This window comes from Campylobacter taeniopygiae (genome assembly GCF_005406225.1).
GTDB classification, from domain to species: Bacteria; Campylobacterota; Campylobacteria; order Campylobacterales; family Campylobacteraceae; genus Campylobacter_D; species Campylobacter_D taeniopygiae.
Genome location: NZ_NXLY01000014.1, coordinates 22478 through 42417 on the forward strand (window position 1 = coordinate 22478; position 19940 = coordinate 42417).

17 protein-coding genes and 1 tRNA gene are annotated in these 19940 nt (G+C 28.6%); 10 read left to right on the plus strand and 8 right to left on the minus strand.

Annotation, left to right across the window (positions count from 1 at the left end; genetic code table 11):
• Positions 1 to 63 precede the first annotated feature (63 nt).
• The 3 genes from CQA75_RS07220 to CQA75_RS07230 form a co-directional block, all read right to left on the minus strand.
• Positions 64 to 993, minus strand: coding sequence for a ribose-phosphate pyrophosphokinase (locus CQA75_RS07220; protein ID WP_137624342.1), 930 nt, complete (start codon positions 991 to 993; stop codon positions 64 to 66).
• A gap of 121 nt (positions 994 to 1114) precedes the next feature.
• Positions 1115 to 1903, minus strand: coding sequence for a CheR family methyltransferase (locus CQA75_RS07225; protein WP_137624343.1), 789 nt, complete (start codon positions 1901 to 1903; stop codon positions 1115 to 1117).
• A gap of 15 nt (positions 1904 to 1918) precedes the next feature.
• Positions 1919 to 2467 (minus strand): CheB methylesterase domain-containing protein, encoded by a 549-nt coding sequence (locus CQA75_RS07230; protein WP_137624344.1) that lies wholly within the window; start codon positions 2465 to 2467, stop codon positions 1919 to 1921.
• Between the two features lie 184 nt (positions 2468 to 2651).
• On the opposite strand from CQA75_RS07230, the gene rpiB reads away from it, so the two are divergent.
• The 6 genes from rpiB to ychF are packed head-to-tail and all read left to right on the plus strand — an operon-like array spanning position 2652 to position 7224.
• Entirely contained in the window at positions 2652 to 3086 is a 435-nt protein-coding gene (gene rpiB / locus CQA75_RS07235; protein ID WP_137624345.1) for a ribose 5-phosphate isomerase B, read from the plus strand.
• 2 nt (positions 3087 to 3088) lie between these two features.
• Entirely contained in the window at positions 3089 to 3421 is a 333-nt protein-coding gene (locus CQA75_RS07240; protein ID WP_137624346.1) for a hypothetical protein, read from the plus strand.
• The gene (gene apt, locus CQA75_RS07245) at positions 3418 to 3966 is read left to right on the plus strand and encodes an adenine phosphoribosyltransferase (RefSeq protein ID WP_137624347.1); all 549 of its coding nucleotides are present in this window, start codon (positions 3418 to 3420) and stop codon (positions 3964 to 3966) included. The genes CQA75_RS07240 and apt overlap by 4 nt, the downstream gene beginning before the upstream one ends.
• An 8-nt stretch (positions 3967 to 3974) precedes the next feature.
• Positions 3975 to 4673, plus strand: coding sequence for a DedA family protein (locus CQA75_RS07250; protein WP_137624348.1), 699 nt, complete (start codon positions 3975 to 3977; stop codon positions 4671 to 4673).
• Complete coding sequence (locus tag CQA75_RS07255; protein ID WP_137624349.1) at positions 4673 to 6124, plus strand: leucyl aminopeptidase; 1452 nt, start codon at positions 4673 to 4675, stop codon at positions 6122 to 6124. Before CQA75_RS07250 ends, CQA75_RS07255 begins: the two co-directional genes overlap by 1 nt.
• On the plus strand, positions 6121 to 7224 hold the full coding sequence (ychF, locus tag CQA75_RS07260; RefSeq protein ID WP_137624350.1) for a redox-regulated ATPase YchF: 1104 nt from the start codon (positions 6121 to 6123) through the stop codon (positions 7222 to 7224). Before CQA75_RS07255 ends, ychF begins: the two co-directional genes overlap by 4 nt.
• A gap of 15 nt (positions 7225 to 7239) precedes the next feature.
• On the opposite strand, the gene pckA is transcribed toward ychF, so the two are convergent.
• The 3 genes from pckA to CQA75_RS07275 all read right to left on the minus strand — a co-directional run bounded on the left by pckA (position 7240) and on the right by CQA75_RS07275 (position 12112).
• Complete coding sequence (pckA, locus tag CQA75_RS07265) at positions 7240 to 8814, minus strand: phosphoenolpyruvate carboxykinase (ATP) (protein ID WP_137624351.1); 1575 nt, start codon at positions 8812 to 8814, stop codon at positions 7240 to 7242.
• 10 nt (positions 8815 to 8824) lie between these two features.
• Positions 8825 to 10603, minus strand: coding sequence for a biotin/lipoyl-containing protein (locus CQA75_RS07270; RefSeq protein WP_137624352.1), 1779 nt, complete (start codon positions 10601 to 10603; stop codon positions 8825 to 8827).
• A 159-nt stretch (positions 10604 to 10762) separates the two neighbouring features.
• Entirely contained in the window at positions 10763 to 12112 is a 1350-nt protein-coding gene (locus tag CQA75_RS07275) for a sodium-dependent transporter (protein ID WP_137624353.1), read from the minus strand.
• Positions 12113 to 12347: 235 nt separating this feature from the next.
• Between CQA75_RS07275 and CQA75_RS07280 the strand changes: the two genes are divergently transcribed.
• Together CQA75_RS07280 and CQA75_RS07285 are read left to right on the plus strand one after the other, a co-directional pair.
• A complete protein-coding gene (locus CQA75_RS07280; RefSeq protein WP_137624354.1) occupies positions 12348 to 12698 on the plus strand; it encodes a F0F1 ATP synthase subunit C in 351 nt (116 codons plus the stop codon).
• A gap of 27 nt (positions 12699 to 12725) precedes the next feature.
• Positions 12726 to 12811: transfer RNA gene (locus CQA75_RS07285), tRNA-Leu, on the plus strand.
• A 746-nt stretch (positions 12812 to 13557) separates the two neighbouring features.
• Here the strand turns inward: CQA75_RS07285 and CQA75_RS07290 are convergent.
• A complete protein-coding gene (locus CQA75_RS07290; RefSeq protein ID WP_137624355.1) occupies positions 13558 to 14073 on the minus strand; it encodes an Hcp family type VI secretion system effector in 516 nt (171 codons plus the stop codon).
• Between the two features lie 130 nt (positions 14074 to 14203).
• On the opposite strand from CQA75_RS07290, the gene tssM reads away from it, so the two are divergent.
• The gene (gene tssM / locus CQA75_RS07295) at positions 14204 to 17731 is read left to right on the plus strand and encodes a type VI secretion system membrane subunit TssM (RefSeq protein ID WP_137624356.1); all 3528 of its coding nucleotides are present in this window, start codon (positions 14204 to 14206) and stop codon (positions 17729 to 17731) included.
• Positions 17728 to 18627: an FHA domain-containing protein gene (locus CQA75_RS07300; RefSeq protein ID WP_137624357.1), complete on the plus strand. Its 900-nt coding sequence runs from the start codon at positions 17728 to 17730 to the stop codon at positions 18625 to 18627. Before tssM ends, CQA75_RS07300 begins: the two co-directional genes overlap by 4 nt.
• Positions 18628 to 18631: 4 nt before the next feature.
• Here CQA75_RS07300 and CQA75_RS07305 read toward each other — a convergent pair.
• The coding region (locus CQA75_RS07305) for a hypothetical protein (RefSeq protein ID WP_137624358.1) at positions 18632 to 19940 on the minus strand (1309 nt) is incomplete at its 5' end.

Sequence of the window (19940 nt, forward strand, 5' to 3'; positions counted from 1 at the left end):
TTTATAAAATTTAGAGAGTAGTTTTGTAGAAAAACCTATAGATTTAAATCTATAGGAAAATTTTTAAAGAAATAAAGAATTCACACTCTCATTATGATAAACTCGACGTATCACTTCAGCAAAAATTGGAGCTACACTTAAAACTTTAATATTTGGAAGTTCTTTTCTTAAAGGAATAGTATCGGTTACCACAAGTTCATCTAAAACACCATTTTCGATTCTATCATAAGCAGGGCCACTTAAAACCGCGTGAGTGCAGCAAGCCATTACTGATTTTGCCCCTTTATCTTTTAAAACTTCTGCTGCCTTTACAATAGTTCCAGCAGTATCTATAATATCATCTACTAAAACAACTTCTTTGTCTTTTACATCACCGATGATATTCATCACTTCGCTTTCATTGGCTCTTTCTCTTCTTTTATCCACTATAACAATATCAAGACCTAAGTGTTTAGCCACGCTTCTTGCTCTAGCAATACCACCAATATCAGGACTTGCAATGATAGCATTTTTAAAATTTTTGCTTTTAATATAATCATTAAAGACTATACTTCCATAAAGATTATCCACTGGAATGTCAAAAAAACCTTGAATTTGCCCCGCATGCAAGTCTATAGTTGCCACACGGTTAATTCCTGCAGTTTGAATTAAATTTGCAACCAATTTAGCAGTAATAGGAACTCTAGGATTAGCTTTTCTATCCTGTCTTGCATAACCAAAATATGGAACAATAGCTGTAATAGAATTTGCACTTGAGCGTTTTAGCGCATCAGTTAAAATCAAAAGCTCCATAAGATTGTCATTTGTTGGAACGCAAGTGCTTTGTATTATAAAAACATCTTTTCCTCGAACGCTTTCATCAATTTGCACACTAATTTCGCCATCACTAAAACGCTTAATACCCGCATCACTTAAAGGTAAGGAAAGATATTTTGAAATTTGCCTTGCAAATTCTACATTCGCTGAACCTGAAAAAATTTTATAACCTCTCATAAAATAACCTTAATATTTTTAATAATAATCAAGAAATTGATTTTAATAAAACAAACGTTAAAAAATCCTAATATAAACTAGAAAAACTATATTTTTATTTTTAAAATTCTAAAAATTAATTTTAGATTTTTTCATAATAAGTTCCATGCGATGAAAAAACTTTCTTAAAAAAAACATTTTCTGGAACTAAATCTGCATTTCCAATATACAATCTCCCTCTATCTGACAAAATTCTATGAAAACGCTCCATAAGCTTAATTTTTGAATCATAATCAAAATAAATTATCATATTTCTTGAAACTATAATATCAAATTTATTCAATCTTAAAAATTTATCCTCAAAAACATTACAAAGCTCAAAATTACATCTGCATAATTCATGTTTATTGATGGTAAAAATTTCTTGATTATCGTTAGTGAAAAACCGTCTCTTTTCACTCTCGCTTAAACGATGTAATGTTCTTCCTTGATATTGACCCATTTTTGCTTTTTCAATAACATTTGAATTGATATCAATTCCTGTAATGGATAAATCTTTTATAAAATTTTGAGCTGCTAATATCGCCATAGAATAAACTTCTTCTCCGCTAGAGCAAGGCGCACTTAAAATATTAACATGCTTTTCAAGGCTTTTTACATAAAAAATAATTTCTCTAAGTTGTGCTAACTCTCTTAAAAAATAAGTTTCACCTATGGTAACAAAATCTAAGGTATCTTGCTTGAGTTGCCTATTGATTTTAAGCTTGCTTAAAAATTCAGCAAAACTTTTTGCCTGAGTTCCTGAAACAAATTTAGATAGTTTTAAAGCTAAGATATTTCTTTTTTCATTCAAATCTATACCGCTAATTTCATTGATGATTTGAATAAACTCGTTTAATTCTAATTCCGTAGGATTAATTTTTTCTTCCATAGTCAAAAACCACCCCTATTCTATAAAATTTATAATTTCTTGTTTAATTTCTTTTAAGCTCATAGGTCTTAAATTTGGATTCATATCTTTTGCTTTTTTAGGCATACCATAAACAACGCTATCTGTTTGATTTTCACACAAACATTTTACCCCAACCTTATATAACTCAAATAAACCCTTAGCTCCATCATCGCCCATTCCGGTTAAAATAATCGCAAGAATTTTATTTGTCTTAACCAAAGGAATTGCAGAGTGAAATAATAAATCAACACTTGGTTTAAAACTTGTAGTAACATCTTTCCAATTTGCTATAAGATTTAAATTTCCCGATAGGGTAGTATTTTTTTGACAAATATAAATTTTATTTGCCAAAACTTCCTTATCATTTAAAGGAGCCACCTTGCTTAAAGCTTCTTTATCAAATTGATTCACAAACGATGGGATAAAACTAGCACTCATGTGCTGTGCTATAACCACAGCCGTATTTTTTATATCTACATCATTTAAAAGAAACTTTAATTGATTAGGACCACCTGTAGAAGATCCTATAAGTATAAGCTTCATCTATTTCCTTAAAAATTTTAATATGTTATAAATTGATTAAAAAATTTATTTTATAATTTTAGCATATTCAAAGAAAATAAAAACTTAGTCTAAGAATTTATTTTAAAAAGCTATTTTTATATTTTATTATGCTAATATTATTAGCACATATTATAAAATATTACTAAAGTTTCGGGTTTGTGTTATGCTTAAAGAAAAAATTTATATCGCTAGTGATCATGCCGGTTTTGATCTTAAACAAAAAATCTGCACCTATCTTAAAGAAAAAAATATAAGCTTTGAAGATCTAGGAACAAATAATGCTCAAAGTTGTGATTATCCAGACTTTGCACATTTATTAGCTTCTAAAATAGACTCAAACTGCTTTGGAATCTTAATTTGTGGAACAGGTATTGGTATTTCCATAGCCGCTAATAGACATAAAAATATTCGTTGTGCTTTGTGTCACGAAGGTTTAAGTGCAAAATTATCTAGACAACATAATGATGCAAATGTATTGGCTTTAGGTGGGAGATTAATCGGATTAGAAATGGCTATTAATATAGTAGAAAATTTTATTCAAACTCCATTTGATGGAGACAGACATTTAAGAAGAATTCAAAAAATCGAGGTAAATTAACAATGTTTGCAAATTGGTTTGTTTTAACTATTCTCATATGTGCAACACTTTATCTTGTTGTAATGCTACTTTATTATAAAACCTTATTAAGCAAAGAAAAAAATTCTAAAGATTTTATAAAAACTAATCTCGATGATACAGAGATTATCATTAGAAAACTTCAGGTTCAACTTCAACGTAGCTTGGGAAATATAGATATTTTAACAGAAGAATTAAACAAAATCAAAACTGACTTAAGCTCTTTAAGGACGAGAAACTCTCAATATCGTTTAGAAAATGATAAATTAAGACAAAGAATCAAAGAACTAGAAGCAAAAATTGAGGCGTTATTATGAAAAAACTTACAAAAGAAGAAAAAAAATTTTTATCCGAAAGCATACGAGTTGTTCCAAATTTTCCAAAAGAGGGAATTATTTTTAGAGATATCACTACTTTATTAAATAATAAAAAAGTCTTATCTTTTTTACTCGATCATTTAAGCGAACGTTATAAAAGTATGGAATTAGATTTCATAGCTGGAACTGAAAGTCGTGGTTTTATCTTTGCAGCAATGCTTTGTGCAAAACTCAATCTACCTTTTGTGCCAATTAGAAAACCCAACAAACTCCCGTCATCTGTTTTTACTTGCGAGTATGAATTAGAATATGGTACAGATAAAATACAAATTCATCAAGATGCTTTTAGGGATATAAAAAATGCAAAAGTTTTACTTATGGATGATTTAATTGCTACTGGAGGTACGGCTATTGCCTCTTTGGAGCTAATAAAACAAGCGGGCGGCAAGTGTATAGAATCTTGCTTTTTAATCAACTTAAAAGACTTAGGCGGAATGAAAAAATTAGAAAAATATTGCGCAGCCTATAGTGTATTAGATTTTTAAGGAAAAAAATGAAAAAATGGCTTAAAATATTTGCTTTTGCAATTTTAATCGCTATTGCGATTTATGTTATTTATAACTTTACTAAAAACGATTTTTCTTTAGAAAATTTTATTATAAAAATATGGGATAAACATGTTGAAACTTGGGGCTATCTAATACTTTTTTGCTGGAGTATTTTAGAAGGAGAAATTGGACTTATTTTAGCTGGAATTGCAGCACACGATGGAAAAATGAATGTGGCTTTGGCTATTTTTGTAGCAGGACTTGGAGGATTTGTTGGCGATCAAATTTATTTTTATATTGGAAGATATAATAAAAAATATATTCAAAAGAAACTTCGATCTCAAAGAAGAAAATTTGCCGTAGCACACCTTCTTTTGCAACGTTTTGGTTGGCCTATTATTTTCATACAACGCTATATGTATGGATTTAGAACAATTATTCCTATGAGTATTGGTATAACTAGATACAATAGTAAAAAATTTGCTCTTATAAATCTCTTAAGTGCGTGGGTTTGGGCTAGTATCACTATACTTTTAGCATGGTATTTTGGCAGCCTAATTCAAACCTTTCTTCACTGGTCAAAAGAATGGATTAAAGAATATTGGTATCTTGCTGTCATTATTGTCATTGCCTTTTTATCAGGAATGATTTTTATTTTCAAACGCATAGAAAAAGCGATATTAAGAGAAAGGAGAAAAAAATAATGCAATTTATTTTTGAAGATAAAAAACTCAACTCTATTAAAGCAGATTTTGAAGTTATTTTTATTCAAGATAAAAATTTAAAACCATATAACGAAGAAAAAAAATTTTTCAAATTAAATAATTTCAAAGGCGAAGGTGCCCTATTGGATACAAGAAATTATAAGCTTTTTATAGAATTAAAAGGTTTATCTTATGAAGATATCAGACTGTGCTTTTTTAATATTTATAAAAATTTAGAAAAATTAAATATTAAAAGTATTAAATTACCTAGTATTATTGGAGACTGCACCGTAAGAAGTTTTTGCTCTTTAGCGGAAGGCATGTTGTTTGGAGCTTATAATTTTAATAAATATAAAAAGGAAAAACAAACAAGTACGCTTGAAAAAATTATTATCTCAAGCCAAGAATTAAATGGAAAAAAATTTGATTTAAATGAAGCTAAGATAGGTTTAGAACGGGGGCAAATTTTAGCTCACGCTACTAATTTTGCAAAAGATATAGTCAATGAAATTCCTGAAATTTATACACCTTTAAAAATGGCTGAAGATGCACAAAAATTAGCCAAAGATCATAAAAATATCTCTTGTAAAATTTACGATGAAAAATTTCTTATGAAAGAAAAGATGAATGCTTTTTTAGCTGTAAATAAAGCTTCAAGTCTTCCTCCTCGCTTAATTCACTTAAGCTATAAAGCTAAAAATTCTAAAAAAAGAGTTGTCTTTGTAGGAAAAGGTCTTACTTATGATAGTGGTGGTTTAAGCTTAAAGCCTTCTGATTATATGGTAACAATGAAAGCTGATAAAAGCGGTGCTGCTGCTGCAATGGGAATTATTAAAGCTGTATCAGAACTCAATTTGGATTTGGAAATTCATTGTATTCTAGGTGCGACAGAAAACATGATAGGTGGAAATGCTTATAAACCAGATGATGTGTTAATTTCTCGAGAAGGAGTCAGCATAGAAGTAAGAAACACTGATGCAGAAGGTCGTTTGGTGTTAGCTGATTGTCTTTCATATGCACAAGATCTAAAACCCGATCTTTTAATTGACATGGCTACCCTAACAGGTGCATGTGTGGTGGGTCTTGGAGAATTTACTAGCGGTATCATGGGTAATAATGAAGATTTACAAAATGAATTTTATCAAAGCTCTAAAAAAAGCGGAGAATACGCAACAATTTTACATTTTAATCCCTATCTTAAAGATCTGATTAAATCCAACATCGCTGATGTTTGCAATGTTGCATCAAGCCGTTATGGCGGTGCGATAACGGCAGGACTTTTCTTGGATAAATTTATACGACAAGAATACAAAGATAAATGGCTCCATCTTGATATAGCAGGACCTGCTTATGTGGAAAAAAATTGGGGATATTCAAATTTTGGTGCTAGCGGTGCTGGTGTTAGAATGTGTGTTAATTTTTTAATTCATCTTTTAAGGAAAAATAAATGAGTCTTTCAGTTGGGATAGTAGGACTTCCAAATGTTGGAAAATCAACAACTTTCAATGCTTTAACCAAAGCACAAAATGCCCAAAGTGCTAATTATCCTTTTTGTACAATAGAACCTAATAAAGCAATGGTAGAAGTTCCAGATGCTAGGCTTAATGAACTTGCAAAAATTGTAAATCCTGAAAGAATTATGCATTCTTTAATTGAATTTGTAGATATAGCAGGACTTGTAAAAGGAGCTAGTAAAGGAGAGGGCTTAGGAAATAAATTTCTTTCTAATATACGCGAAACCGAAATGATTTTACATATAGTGCGTTGTTTTGATGAAGAAAATATAACCCATGTTGAAGGCAAAGTAGATCCTATAAGGGACATAGAAATTATCAATACCGAGCTTATTTTAGCAGATATTGAACAACTCAATAAAAAAATAGAAAAACTTACCAAAGAAGCTAAATCAAATCAAAAAGGTGCTAAAGAAAATTTAGAATTTGCCACTTTATTACTGGAACATCTTGATAAAGGCTTACCAGCTAGTTCCTATCCAGATAGAGAAAATGAATCCTATAAAAATTTAATCAAAGAATTAAGATTGCTTTCTGCAAAAGAAGTCATTTATGGAGCCAATGTTGATGAAGAAGGAATTAGTGAAGATAATCAATATGTAAAGGCTTTAAAAGAATACGCAAAAAAAAATAATCATGAAGTTATAAAGCTTTGTGCAAAAATCGAAGAAGAATTAGTTAGCTTAAACGATGAAGAAAGTCATGAATTCTTAAATTCTTTAGGTGTTAGTGAAAGCGGACTTGATCAAATTATACGCACAGCTTTTTCTAAACTTGGACTCATTAGCTATTTTACAGCCGGAGTTGTAGAAGTACGTTCTTGGACTATAAAAAAAGGATGGAAGGCTCCAAAAGCGGCAAGTGTTATCCATAATGATTTTGAAAAAGGCTTTATAAAAGCTGAAGTAATTTCTTATCAAGATTATATAGAATACGGCGGAGAAACAAAAGCAAAAGAAGCTGGTAAATTAAGACTTGAAGGAAAAGATTATATTGTAAATGATGGAGATGTGATGCATTTTAGGTTTAATGTTTAGATTTTCATCTAAACATTAAATTTTTGGACCAAATTTGCTAAATTCCAAACCTTCTTTTGCATCTTCATAACGTTTAAAATTTTCTATAAACATTTTTGCAAGTTCGTTTCTTTTTAAACAGTATTCTTCTTTATCTTTCCAAGTATTAATAGGATTTAAAAGCAAACTTTCAACTCCTGTGATTTTTTTAGGGATAGCCAAATTAAATACTTCAAAATTTTCAAATTCACAATCATTAATACTTCCATCTAAAATCGCATTAATACAAGATCGAGTAGCTTTAATACTCATTCTTTGCCCTACCCCATAACTTCCGCCAGTCCAACCAGTATTGACTAGAAAAACATTCGCTCCATGTTGATCAATTTTTTCTCCTAATAATCTCGCATAGACAGTAGGATGAAGCGGCATAAAAGGCTCACCAAAACAAGCTGAAAATGTAGCCTGAGGTTCCGTAACTCCACGCTCTGTTCCAGCCACCTTTGCAGTATATCCGCTTAAGAAATAATACATTGCTTGCTCTTTGCTTAATTTACTAATAGGAGGTAAAACTCCAAAAGCATCCGCACTTAGAAAAATGATATTTTTAGGATGTCCTGCTTTTAAAGTTGGTTCATGATTTTTAATATGATTTATTGGGTAAGACACTCTTGTATTTTCAGTCTTAGTTGCATCACTATAATCAACACTCTTATCTTCCTTTAAAACCACATTTTCTAAAAGTGCATTTCTTTTAATAGCTGCATAGATTTCTGGTTCATTTTTAGGGTCAAGATTAATAGTTTTAGCATAACAACCTCCTTCAAAATTAAACACACCCTCATCATCCCATCCATGCTCATCATCTCCGATTAATTTTCTATGAGGATCGGTTGATAAAGTTGTTTTTCCAGTTCCACTTAATCCAAAAAATAAAGCTACATCTCCTTTTTCTCCAACATTAGCACTACAATGCATTGAAAGTTTATTTTCAAGAGGTAGCCAATAATTCATCATGGAAAAAATACCTTTTTTCATTTCTCCACCATACCAAGTTCCGCCAATAACAGCGATATTTTCCTCTATATTAAATAAAACAAAAACTTCAGAATTTAACCCATCTTTTTTAAACTCATCATTACTACATTTACAAGCATTATAAACAATAAATTCGGGATTAAAATTTTCTAATTCCTCTTGATTAGGCTCAATAAACATATTTTTTACAAAATGGGCTTGCCAAGCCACTTCGGTTACAAATCTTACAGCTTTACGGCTTTTTAAAGAAGCTCCGCAAAAAACATCCTGCACATAAATATCTTTTCCATTGAGTTGATTTTTAGCCTTATTTAAAAGTTTGTCAAACAAATCTTTAGTTATTGCTTGATTTACCTTACCCCAAGCTATATATTTACTTGAAGGCTCTTGTTTAACAAAATATTTATCTTTTGGACTTCTGCCAGTAAAAATACCCGTATCAACACTAAAAGCACCACTTTGAGTACATTGCCCCTCTTGATTGATATTTTCATGTTCAAACAATTCTTCATAACTTAAATTATGATAAATTTTTCCCGTATTTTTCAAACCCAAATTTTCTATTTTGTTCATTTTTTATCCTTTAATTGTTTTTATAAGTCGCGATGATTTGACTTTCGCTAACACTATCGCCTACTTTGATATTTACCTTTTCAATCACTCCGTCTTTTGGCGCACTAACTTCTATTTCCATTTTCATAGCTTCTAAAATAGCCACAACCTGACCACTCTTAACCTCTGAATTCTCATCAATATAAATCTTAAAAAGCGCACCTGAAATTGGAGCTTGAATTCCTTCAGAGGGATTAATGTTTTCAATATTATTTTGTACCTTTTCCATGCTTTTAATTTTAACTTTGTCATCAAACCCAGAGCTCACTTCAACAAAGTATTTATTTCCATTAACCTTTACTGTAAAATGATTTTCATCTACATTTTGTTTAAGCGTTGCTGAATCATTTTTGCGTATATTGATTTTAGCCTCTCCTTTTAAAAAGCTTATCCCTTTTTCTTTGCATGTTGCTACGATAAAAATATTTTCATCATTTACTTCAATATTTTCTTTTTCTAGTAAGTTTTTAATATAAAATATTCTTTTTGTTTCATCTTTGTCTGCTAAATCAATTGCTAATTCTTTTGTTGGCTCTAGTTTAAGTTGTTCTGCTGCAAGTTTTACAATTTCATCATCAGGTTTAACCGGTGTTTTTCCAAAATAACCAAGAACCATTTTACCGTATCCTTTGGCAATTTTTTTCCAAGGACCAAACATGACATTATTAAAAGCTTGTTGAAAATAAAATTGCGAGACCGGAGTAACCGATGTTCCAAATCCACCTTTTTCAACAACTTCACGCATTGCTTTAATCACCTCTGGAAAACGATCTAAGATATTATTATCTCTCATCATTTGCGTATTAGCAGTTAACGCCCCACCCGGCATAGGCGAAAAAGGAATTAAAGGACTAACTTTACCTGCCTCAGGAGGTAAAAAATAATCTTTAAGACAATCTTTTAAAATTTCTTCATATTTTAAAATTTTCTCCTCATCTAAACCACCCAAATCATAATCTTTTCCTTTAAGTGCATGTATCATAGTTAAGATATCAGGTTGTGAAGTGCCTCCGCTAACAGGAGCTGCAGCTAAATCAATACCATCAGCACCTGCTTCTAAAGCTGCCAAATAACAAGCCACACTCACTCCGGCTGTTTCATGAGTATGAAGTCTTACATGGGTATTTGAAGGTAAAATTCTTTTTGCCATCTTAATGGTTTCATAGATTTTATTAGGATTTGAAGTTCCGCTTGCGTCTTTAAAGCAAATGCTATGAAAAGGTATTTCTGAAAGTAAAATTTCTTTTAAAATCTTCTCATAAAAAAGCACATCATGAGCTCCGTGACATTGCGGAGGTAAATCCATTAAAGTAATGCAAATTTCATGTTTTAATCCATATTTAACAATGCATTCTGCGCTAAATTTAAGATTGTTAACATCATTTAAAGCATCAAAATTTCGAATAGTTGTTGTTCCGTGTTTTGCAAAAAGCTTTGCATGCAATTCCACAAGTTCCCTACTTCCAGTATCTAAAGCAACAGTATTAACTCCTCTTGCTAAGGTTTGCAAATTAGCACTTTCGCCAACAACTGAACGAAATTTATCCATCATATCAAAGGCATTTTCATTAAGATAAAAATATAAACTTTGAAATCTAGCTCCTCCGCCAAATTCAAAATGATTAATTCCTGCCTCTTTTGCGGCCTCTAAGGCAGGTAAAAAATCCTTTGTTGAAATTCTGGCCCCATAAACCGATTGAAAGCCGTCTCTAAAACTCGTATCCATCACATCTATAAATTTTTTGGCCATGCTCTTTCCTTAGCATTAATATCAAAGTATTATACAAAGAAAATAATAACATTTCATGCATAATAAACAATAATCAAATAAAAAATTATTTAATATAAAAATCAAGCAAAAGAAACTGGAGAAAAAATTTTTAATTGGGCAAAATTTGCCCAATTTGGATTAAAATTTTATATAAAATCCTATAAGTTTTGTTATTAAAACTACAAAAACTGCTAAAGGAGATATAAATCTTACAAAAATATACCAAATTTTAAAAAATATACCCCGCATATAAGGTTTAAATAAAATTTCTAAAGTTTCTCTTTTGATCACAAAGCCAACGAAAATTGCAATTAAAATTCCACCCAATGGCATAATAATCTTACTAGAAAAGCTATCTAATAACTCAAAAAAGCTCATTCCTAAAATTTTAAACTGCGTAGTATCCAAAGAAGATAAAATACATAAAATACCTAAAATATATACAAAAATACCTATTAAAACCAAAGCTTTTTTGCGACTCATTTTAAAGGTATTGATCAGATAAAAAGCTGAAGGTTCTATCATAGAAACTGCTGAAGTAATACCTGCAAACACCAAAGAAATAAAAAAGGCTGCTCCAAAAATATGGCCAACCAAACCAAGTTTTTCAAACAAGGTAGCTAAGGAAACGAAAACAAAACCTGGACCTTGTTGATTTGGATCATATCCAAATTCAAAAATAAAGGTAAAAACAACAAGACCCATTAAAAGACCTGCTAAAAGATTGATAAAAATAATATTTAAAGTGCTTGTAATAAAATTAGTCCGATCTGGCAAACTTGCAGAATAAGTGATGATAGTTCCAACTCCTAAAGATAAGCTAAAAAAGGCAAGTCCTAAAGCTTCAAGAGTATTTGAAATATTGATTTTATGAAAATCAGGAATAAAAAGGAATTTTAAAGCCAATACAAACCCATCTTTACTCATCGCATAAATAAGCATTAAAATTAATAAAATAAACAAAGAAGGCATCATCCATACATTTAATCTTTCAATGCCGTTTTTAATCCCTTTGGAAACAATATAAAAAATAACAAAAAATACTAAAGTAAAACAAACAAATTGACTTAAAAAATCATGCGCTGTAAGATTTTCGAATTCAATTTTGCTTAGCTCTAAACTATTTGGTAATTGTCCAATCACACTTAAATATGCATATTTTACCACCCATCCGATCACTAAAGCATAAAAAGAGACAATTAAAATCGATCCTATCATAGTAAAACCTACAAAAGACCAAGCTTTTTTATATTTAGGTGCTAATTTCTTATAAGCATTAACAGGATCTTTTTCGCTGATTTTACCAATACTCAATTCAGCTAAAAAAATAACAAAACCAACCCCTAAAGTTAAAATAATATAAAGCAAAATAAATGCAGATCCTCCGCTTTGTCCTACAAGAGTTGGAAATTTCCATGCATTTCCCAAACCTACAGCCGAACCTGCAACGGCTAAAATAAAACCTATTTTTGAAAATTTAGAACTCAAAATACAACCTTAAAATATATTTTAAAACGCTTATTAAAGCAAAAAAAGTTTTAATCTTTTATGAAAGAATATAAAAATTAATAATTATTTCAATAAAAATAAAGATAAAACATGATAGCATTTCGGAATTAATTTTAAATCTTTAACATAGGTATCAAGTAGGGATACGCAAGCCGAAAGTATTTAATCTTAAAGATTTGAAATAAATTTTTATTTAGGATAAAGGTATTTTATTATGAAAAAAATATTTTTTCTACTTTTAGCTTTTGCAGCGGTAGCTTTTGCAGCTGAAACAAATAATTTGGTAGAACAAGAAGCTATGAATACATGGATTAAAGCTTTTTCTGTTTTAGCTGCCGGTTTAGGATTGGGTGTTGCGGCTCTTGGTGGTGCTATTGGTATGGGAAGTACAGCTGCGGCAACTATAGCAGGAACAGCTAGAAACCCTGGACTTGCAGGAAAACTAATGACTACAATGTTTATTGCTTTAGCTATGATTGAAGCGCAAGTAATTTATGCACTTGTTATCGCTCTTATAGCACTTTATGCAAACCCTTTTATAAAATTTATTCCTGCTGCATCTTAAAAGATTAAGCCCTATTTGGGCTTCTATGCGGTTATGGTGGAACTGGTAGACACGCCATCTTGAGGGGGTGGTGCGCTCAGCGTGTGCGAGTTCAAATCTCGCTAACCGCACCATTTATTCTGTTTTTTATTTCTTTTGATTTTTTTACCTTGCTATATATAAAGCTTTGGATGTGGTATATACTTTTGAATATTTTTACCAATTTAACTATTTTGAAGAATAAAAAAATGATACAAGTATATATTATGTTATACTTTTTAAGTATGAAATTGTATAATCTTGTGATAATTTAAAACAGAAAAAATACAAATTAAAACATCACAATCAATATTTTAATACATAAAAATAAAAAATTGACTGTTTTATAATGAAATATCAATATTTATTTTTCAATAAACACCCACATTTTACAGAAAATCAATTTTAAAAATTAGAAAATTTAACATTAATAAGATAGATCTTAATTTTATTTATTGAGACTTTTTATATAAATTTCTATTAAAATTAAAGACTTTTTATAATTTGAAAATTGATTTTTATTCTTCTGAATAACCATGTATTTTACAAAAATTTATGCCATAAAAATGGTAATTTCTTTGTATTTAAGTTTTAAAAAATCATTAGAATTTACTTATTTTTTGCTAAGAATCCTCATTATCTCATTTAAAAATCTATATATTATTTATATTCAAGATTATATTTTAAAAGTTTGATTATTTTTGTTGTTTTTTAAATAATTCTAAAGTAAATTCAAGTGAGTTTTTAATATTTTACACTCATTTAGAATTAAATGAGTGTAAAAATTTAAATCTATTCTAATCTAGAAAATTACATAAAGCTAAGATTAGGATATCTATGATCAAGCTTTGCTTTCTCTCCAGTCATCACTTCCACTAGTTCCAGCAGCAGTATGTTCCCAAACTACTTTTCTATAACTCATTGAAACTTTTAAGAGTTCTGTTTTATCATGATTGCTCGCATCTTGTGCATTTGGCATTATCAATTCAATATTTGTAATAATTGCATCTTCTAATTTTGTAGTAAAGAAGTGCTCAGATCCACCACTTGTTGCAGTTCTAAACCAATGAACTTCCACTGTTGGAAGTCTTTCTCCTTTGGTAAGCGCATTATACAACAAAGGTACAGACTTATTTAAAGAACAAGTAAAAGAAAAAGGTTTATGAACTCTTTGTCCTGAAGGCTGTCCGCTTTGTTGATCAACGGGTACGGTTACAATATGAGATACTTCTTGAGCCATAATTTCATCTTCATGACCTGATTTATATCTATTTCCAATACTAGCCTCAGTAGATGCACCACTTGAAATTAAACCTTGTGTAGAGCCTTCAATTTTTATAAACGCCGGTTCAGCCATAAAAACCTCCTTTAATTTTTTTTAACACTTAAAATTGTATCATTTTAATGTTAATCTATTTAAATTTTATTGTAAAATATTTTATAGCATTGATATTAATTATCTGTTTTTATTTTTTAAGGAAGAAATGATGTTTAAAAAAATATGTAATTTTTTAAAATCAAAATTGTTTATAACTGTATTTCTGCTTTGTTGTATTTTTCTATTTAGTATTTTATTTTGGTTTTGGGGATCTTTGGTAGCTTTTAATGATATATACGTTTTTAGTAGTCCATTTTTAAGATTTGGTATCATCTCTATAATTTGGTTTATCATCTTTCTTTTTTTTCTATTAAAACCCATAATGGACTTTTTCTCCTCTTTAAAAAGTGAAAAAAGATTAAAAATTAAAAATCTAAAAAAAGAAGCGGATGAATTTATTTACAAAGCTAAAAGAAATTTTTTTTTATCACTTAAAGACGCCAAAGAAACTTGGAAAAATGATCTAAAAACAAAAAATTTACCCTTAATTATCATTATAGGAAATGAAGGGGCTGGAAAAAGCACTTTTATTAATTATTCTGATATCGAATATCCACTTAGTGATAGTTTAGAATCTTATAAAAAATTTCACAAATCTACTAGAAATTTTGCACTCTATATATCAAAAAAAGGTGCTTTGCTAGATACAGAAGGAAACTATTTTTCTCAAGAAGAATTTTTTAAGCCTACAAGTAGCGATGAAATTCCTGAAGATGACATAGATAAAAATAGAGATTTTTTAATTAAAAAAAATATATGGAAAAAATTTCTTGTTTTTCTTAATAAAAACTTTTTTCATAGCAAACTAAACGGTATTATTTTAGTCATTGACACTGTTCTTTTTTTAAATAATTCTAAAGAATATTCCAAAAATCTCATTAGATATTTAACAAGAAGAGTCAATGAGTGTGAAAAAACTTTAAATTTAAAATTACCTATTTATATAGTCTTTTCAAAACTCGATTTAATTGAAGGCATGAAAGAATATTTTGATATTTTTGATAAAAAAATTTCAAATAAAATTTTAGGATTATCTTTTGGGCAAATTTTAAATGAAGAATATTTAAATGATGAATTTAAGGAATTAAGTGATTCATTATTGTGTTCTTTAATGAGCAAAAATTCCTACATTCATAATATAGAAAATAAAAATAAAAGTTACTTATTTTTAAAACAACTTGATAATCTATTTGCATTAGTAAAGACATTTATTTTAAATATGCAAGAAGAAAATAAACTTAAAAATAATTCTTATCTTAGAGGGGTTTATTTTGTCAGTGCTTATCAAGAAAATATTCCTAGAAATTTCTTACTTGATGCAATATGCGATAAATACAATTGTAAAAAAGTATTATCAAGATCTAGTATTATATACAATAAACAAAGCTATTTTGTTAAATCTTTGCTTGAAGATTTGATTTTCACAGATTATTCTTTAAGTTCTATAAAATCTTATTCTAAAAAATTATCTTTTTTAGTCATAATTTTAATTGTAAGTTTTGGAACTTTCACCATATCTTCCTATTTTATAAACAAAAATAATGATGAATTTAGAAAAAGTCAAAATACCTTAAAATCTTTAGAATCACTTTTTAAAAATCAAGATTACCAAAATTTAGATATTAAACAAAAAGCTGATTTTTTAATTGAATTAAGAAATATTTTAAACACTTATCCTGAACTTTGGAAAGATGGCAGCATATTGCAATATTTAAACCTCAATCTTTCATATAAAGGATTCACTGCAGCTAGACAACTTTATTATAAACTTAATGAGGATGTGCTAAAAAATACTTTATTAAAAGAAATGGAATATATTTTACTCACCGATACAAATAAGGAAAATTTAATCAAAACTTTATATATGTACAAATCTTTATTTGAGCAAAAATATTTTAATAAAGAAATGTTAAAAATTTGGATTAATGAAAATTGGAATACTTTAAGTAAATATTCTATCTCTAAAGATGATTTTCTAGATGGAGTAGATGAGCTTAAACAATTTGACCTTAAATCTTTTAAAGAAGATGAAAACAGCATAGATACAGCAAAGAGAAAACTTGAAACCATAAGTAGAATTCAAAGAATTTATATTCTTCTTAATTTTTTAAATAGTGATAAACCTAAAGAAAAATATCTTATAAAAGAAGATTTGGGTTTTACTGCAAATAGTATATTTTCAAGTGATTCCCAAATCACTTCTATAGATAAAGTATATACAAAATCAGGTATGATGGATTTTTTAAAGAACTTAAATCGACAAGTTGACACTGCCATTAACATAGAATCTTGGATGCTAGATAATAGTTTCAAAGAAAATAAAAATACTTTAACCATAGGCATTTTAAAATTATATTTAAACGAATATAAAAACGCTTGGCAAAATTTGCTTGCTTCATTAAAACCTGTAAAATACAATACCAAAGAATCAATGCTTAATGAGCTTGACATTTTATCAAAAAAAGAAAATCCTTTATATTCTTTACTAAAAATCGTTAGTTCTAATACAAATCTAAATGATGCAGCTTTATTAACACAAGCTTATAATTTAGGCTTAAATGCCGGGGAAATTAAATCCAATTTTATCAGTATAAGTAATTCTTTTATGCAATATCATAAGCTTGTAGATAATAATTCACTTTTAAGTGTTGGCAATATAGAAGTTGGCAAAAGCTCTGATAATGAAAAAATACTAGATATTATTAATGCAAATGTAGCAAATGTAGCAAATAAAATTACAGATTTTAACTCTAATAATAATCAAAGTGCTGAAGAAAAAATTTCATATGCCCTTGGAAATAATAAAGATTCTAATGATCCTTTTATTATACTTCAAATGAATACAAAAAAATTACCTAATGAGTTAGAAAGCTATTATAGCCAACTTTGCGATAATTCTTGGAAATTAATTGAAAACTACGGCATTTCATTATTTAATAGTGCTTGGATCAATGAGGTTTATAACCCATTTATAAATAATATTGCACCATTTTATCCCTTTAATGAAGAAAGTACAACTGATCTTAGCATGGATAATTTTAAAACATTTTTTGGTAAAAATGGAACATTAAATAGTTTCTACAAAAAATATCTAAACAATGTTTTAGTGAAAAGAAAAAATAATTACTTTATTAATTCTCAATTTGCTTCAAAAATAAATTTTTCTAAAGAATTTTTAGATTTTATTACCAATGCTGGTAATCTCTCAAGCCTTATATTGAATGCCAATGACAATATAAAAGTTAATTTTACCATTCAAAGTCTTGATCTAAGTGCGGATTTTTCTTTTATAAAACTTGGCTATAATGATAAAAATATCCGATATGATCACACTCTTAATCAATCTTTGCAAATTATAGCCGAAGAATTTAATAACGGAACAAGCTTAGATTTTACAGCTTATAGCTATTCTAATCCTAATTTAAATTATACAAAATCATATAAAGGGGAGTGGGCTTGGTATAAATTTATAAAAGACAACAAAAATAATTCCACCTATAGTATTACATTTAACAATAATAAAAACTTATATTTTGACTTTGCAATGACTAATGGTGCTAATGATGTAAATAACATAGTTTATATTTTAAATAATCTTAAAATAGTAGAAAATATTACAGGAGTAAATAAAAAATGATAGATAAAGAAGAATTAGGAATTACTATTGAAAATTACGACGAATGCATCAATGGTACTAAAACATTTATATTTCAATCAAAAGGTGGAACCATAGGAAGCGGTGATGATTGTGCTTTTCGCGTTCAAGACAAACTAGAACAAGTCAAAAATACACATGCGATAATATCTTATGAAGAGGGGTCTTTTACAATTGCACCTTTTGAAGACGCTGATATTTATTACAATAGATCTTTTTCTAAAATACCGAATGGCTATGAAATAATAATTACCATAGGTGATATTTTTAGAATCGGTAATTTAGAATTTAAATTTGTAGATGCAAATAGCATTGAAGAAAATATTAAGGAAAATAAAAAATATTTAGAAAATATTGAAAAACGTAATCACTTTGATGAAATTGAAATTAAACCTAGAGGAAAAACAAGTATAAATTTTGATAAAAATGAAGAATTAAAAGAAATTTTAAAAAATAATGATTATAAATTTATCGAACAAGAAAAAACAGATAAAAGCTTTTTAAAAGAAATCACTCAAAAGAATCCAAATTTATTAGAGTATGAAAATATCTTGAAAAGCCTAATAAAAAATTTCAAAGATATTAAAACAAAACAACAAAATTCTAAATTGGAAAAAGATTATCCCTCTATCAATATTAAGGATTTTGAAAGTATTATTGATAATATACCTTTACTTAAATCTACAAGATTAATCAATATTTTAGCACTAAGCATGATTGCGAAAGAATTATATACTCCAATCTTTGAAGAAATGGAGGAAAATATGTTTATTAAATATCTTGAAGCTGCCATACAAAACAATATTAAAGAAGATAAGATTCTTTTTGAAAATCTTACCATAAAAGCATTAGAAAAATATATTAAAGATTTTGAGTAATTTTTTACTCTTTAATCCCATGTTCTTTAGCATAAGCTCTTATCTTAGCTCTAAGTTCTTCGGGGAAGTTAGCCCTATATATAGCAGGGATTCTAGGATCAAGCTTAGCATCTAATTTATGTTTTTTGTAAATAAATTCCAATCTTTCAGGAGAATAATAACGAGGTGCATTAGGATAACCTTGAGGAGGGGTTAAGGCTGCGAGTTTGGCTTGCAAATAAAGCTCTTCTAGATAAGTTTCTACATCTGTTTCACTCCAGTGATTAGGTATATCATAACTATAACTTATTGCAGAACCTTCTTTATAAGCATCTATTTCTTGATCAAATTCCCATCTGCTTTCAGGAGTAGAATCCACATCTCTTGGATCCTTGTATTTACCCTTATCGATTCCTCTTAACATTGCTGTTACTACATCATTATCAATATCATAAATAAAATTATACTCGTTTGGATCTATAATCCATTCTGTAGAGATTAACTCATCTAAAAAAGGAAGCATACCATATTTATCATAGGGAGGATGTTTGGCAAAGTTTTTGATAATTTGTTGTTTTAAAGGGTTTTCGTGTATTCCATATAAAGGACGATACAATCTTTCTAAACACTTTTCATCTCCTAATTGTGCTCCAAGCCAAAGAGCTTGAAAGCCTCTTGATTTTAATCCAGAATCACTAAGCTGTATGGCTGCATCATAAAAAGCTTGTTTATTACCTAATATACCTAAACAAAGTTGATACTCTCCTGCAATTAGATTAGAATATATAGCATTTGCCTTAGCACTAAAAGCTCCATAAGCTCCATGCTTAAAAGCATCTTCATAAAGTTTTTTACTACTGTCTTTAAGCTGAGCAAAATAAAATCTATCATCAAATACTGTATCTTCTATTTTACGTGAATAAACATATAAACCCCAATAAGCATCTCCTAAGTCATACTTGTCTATAAGCTCATTATAGATTCTTATACTTCTATAATTAGCCTTTAAAAATTCATCAATCAATTTATCCAATAAAGCTTCATTTTTTTCATCTTGATCTAATTTACCTATAATAGCTCTAAAATAATCTTTTGAATATCCAAGTTCTGCTAAAACAAGTCCTGCCTTATAATCTTTACCTTGTTCATAAGCATAACTTAAATTCTTAATAGCTTTTTGAAAAAGATCATATCCTTTATAATCTAATCTACTAGCTTCTTCATAATCTTTTACCCCTTCTTTATAAGCATCAATAAATCTTTTTTCTTTAGGTCTTTTAGGTCTTACTAAAGCACTATCATTTAAATCTACAGGAGTACATACCAAACCACTT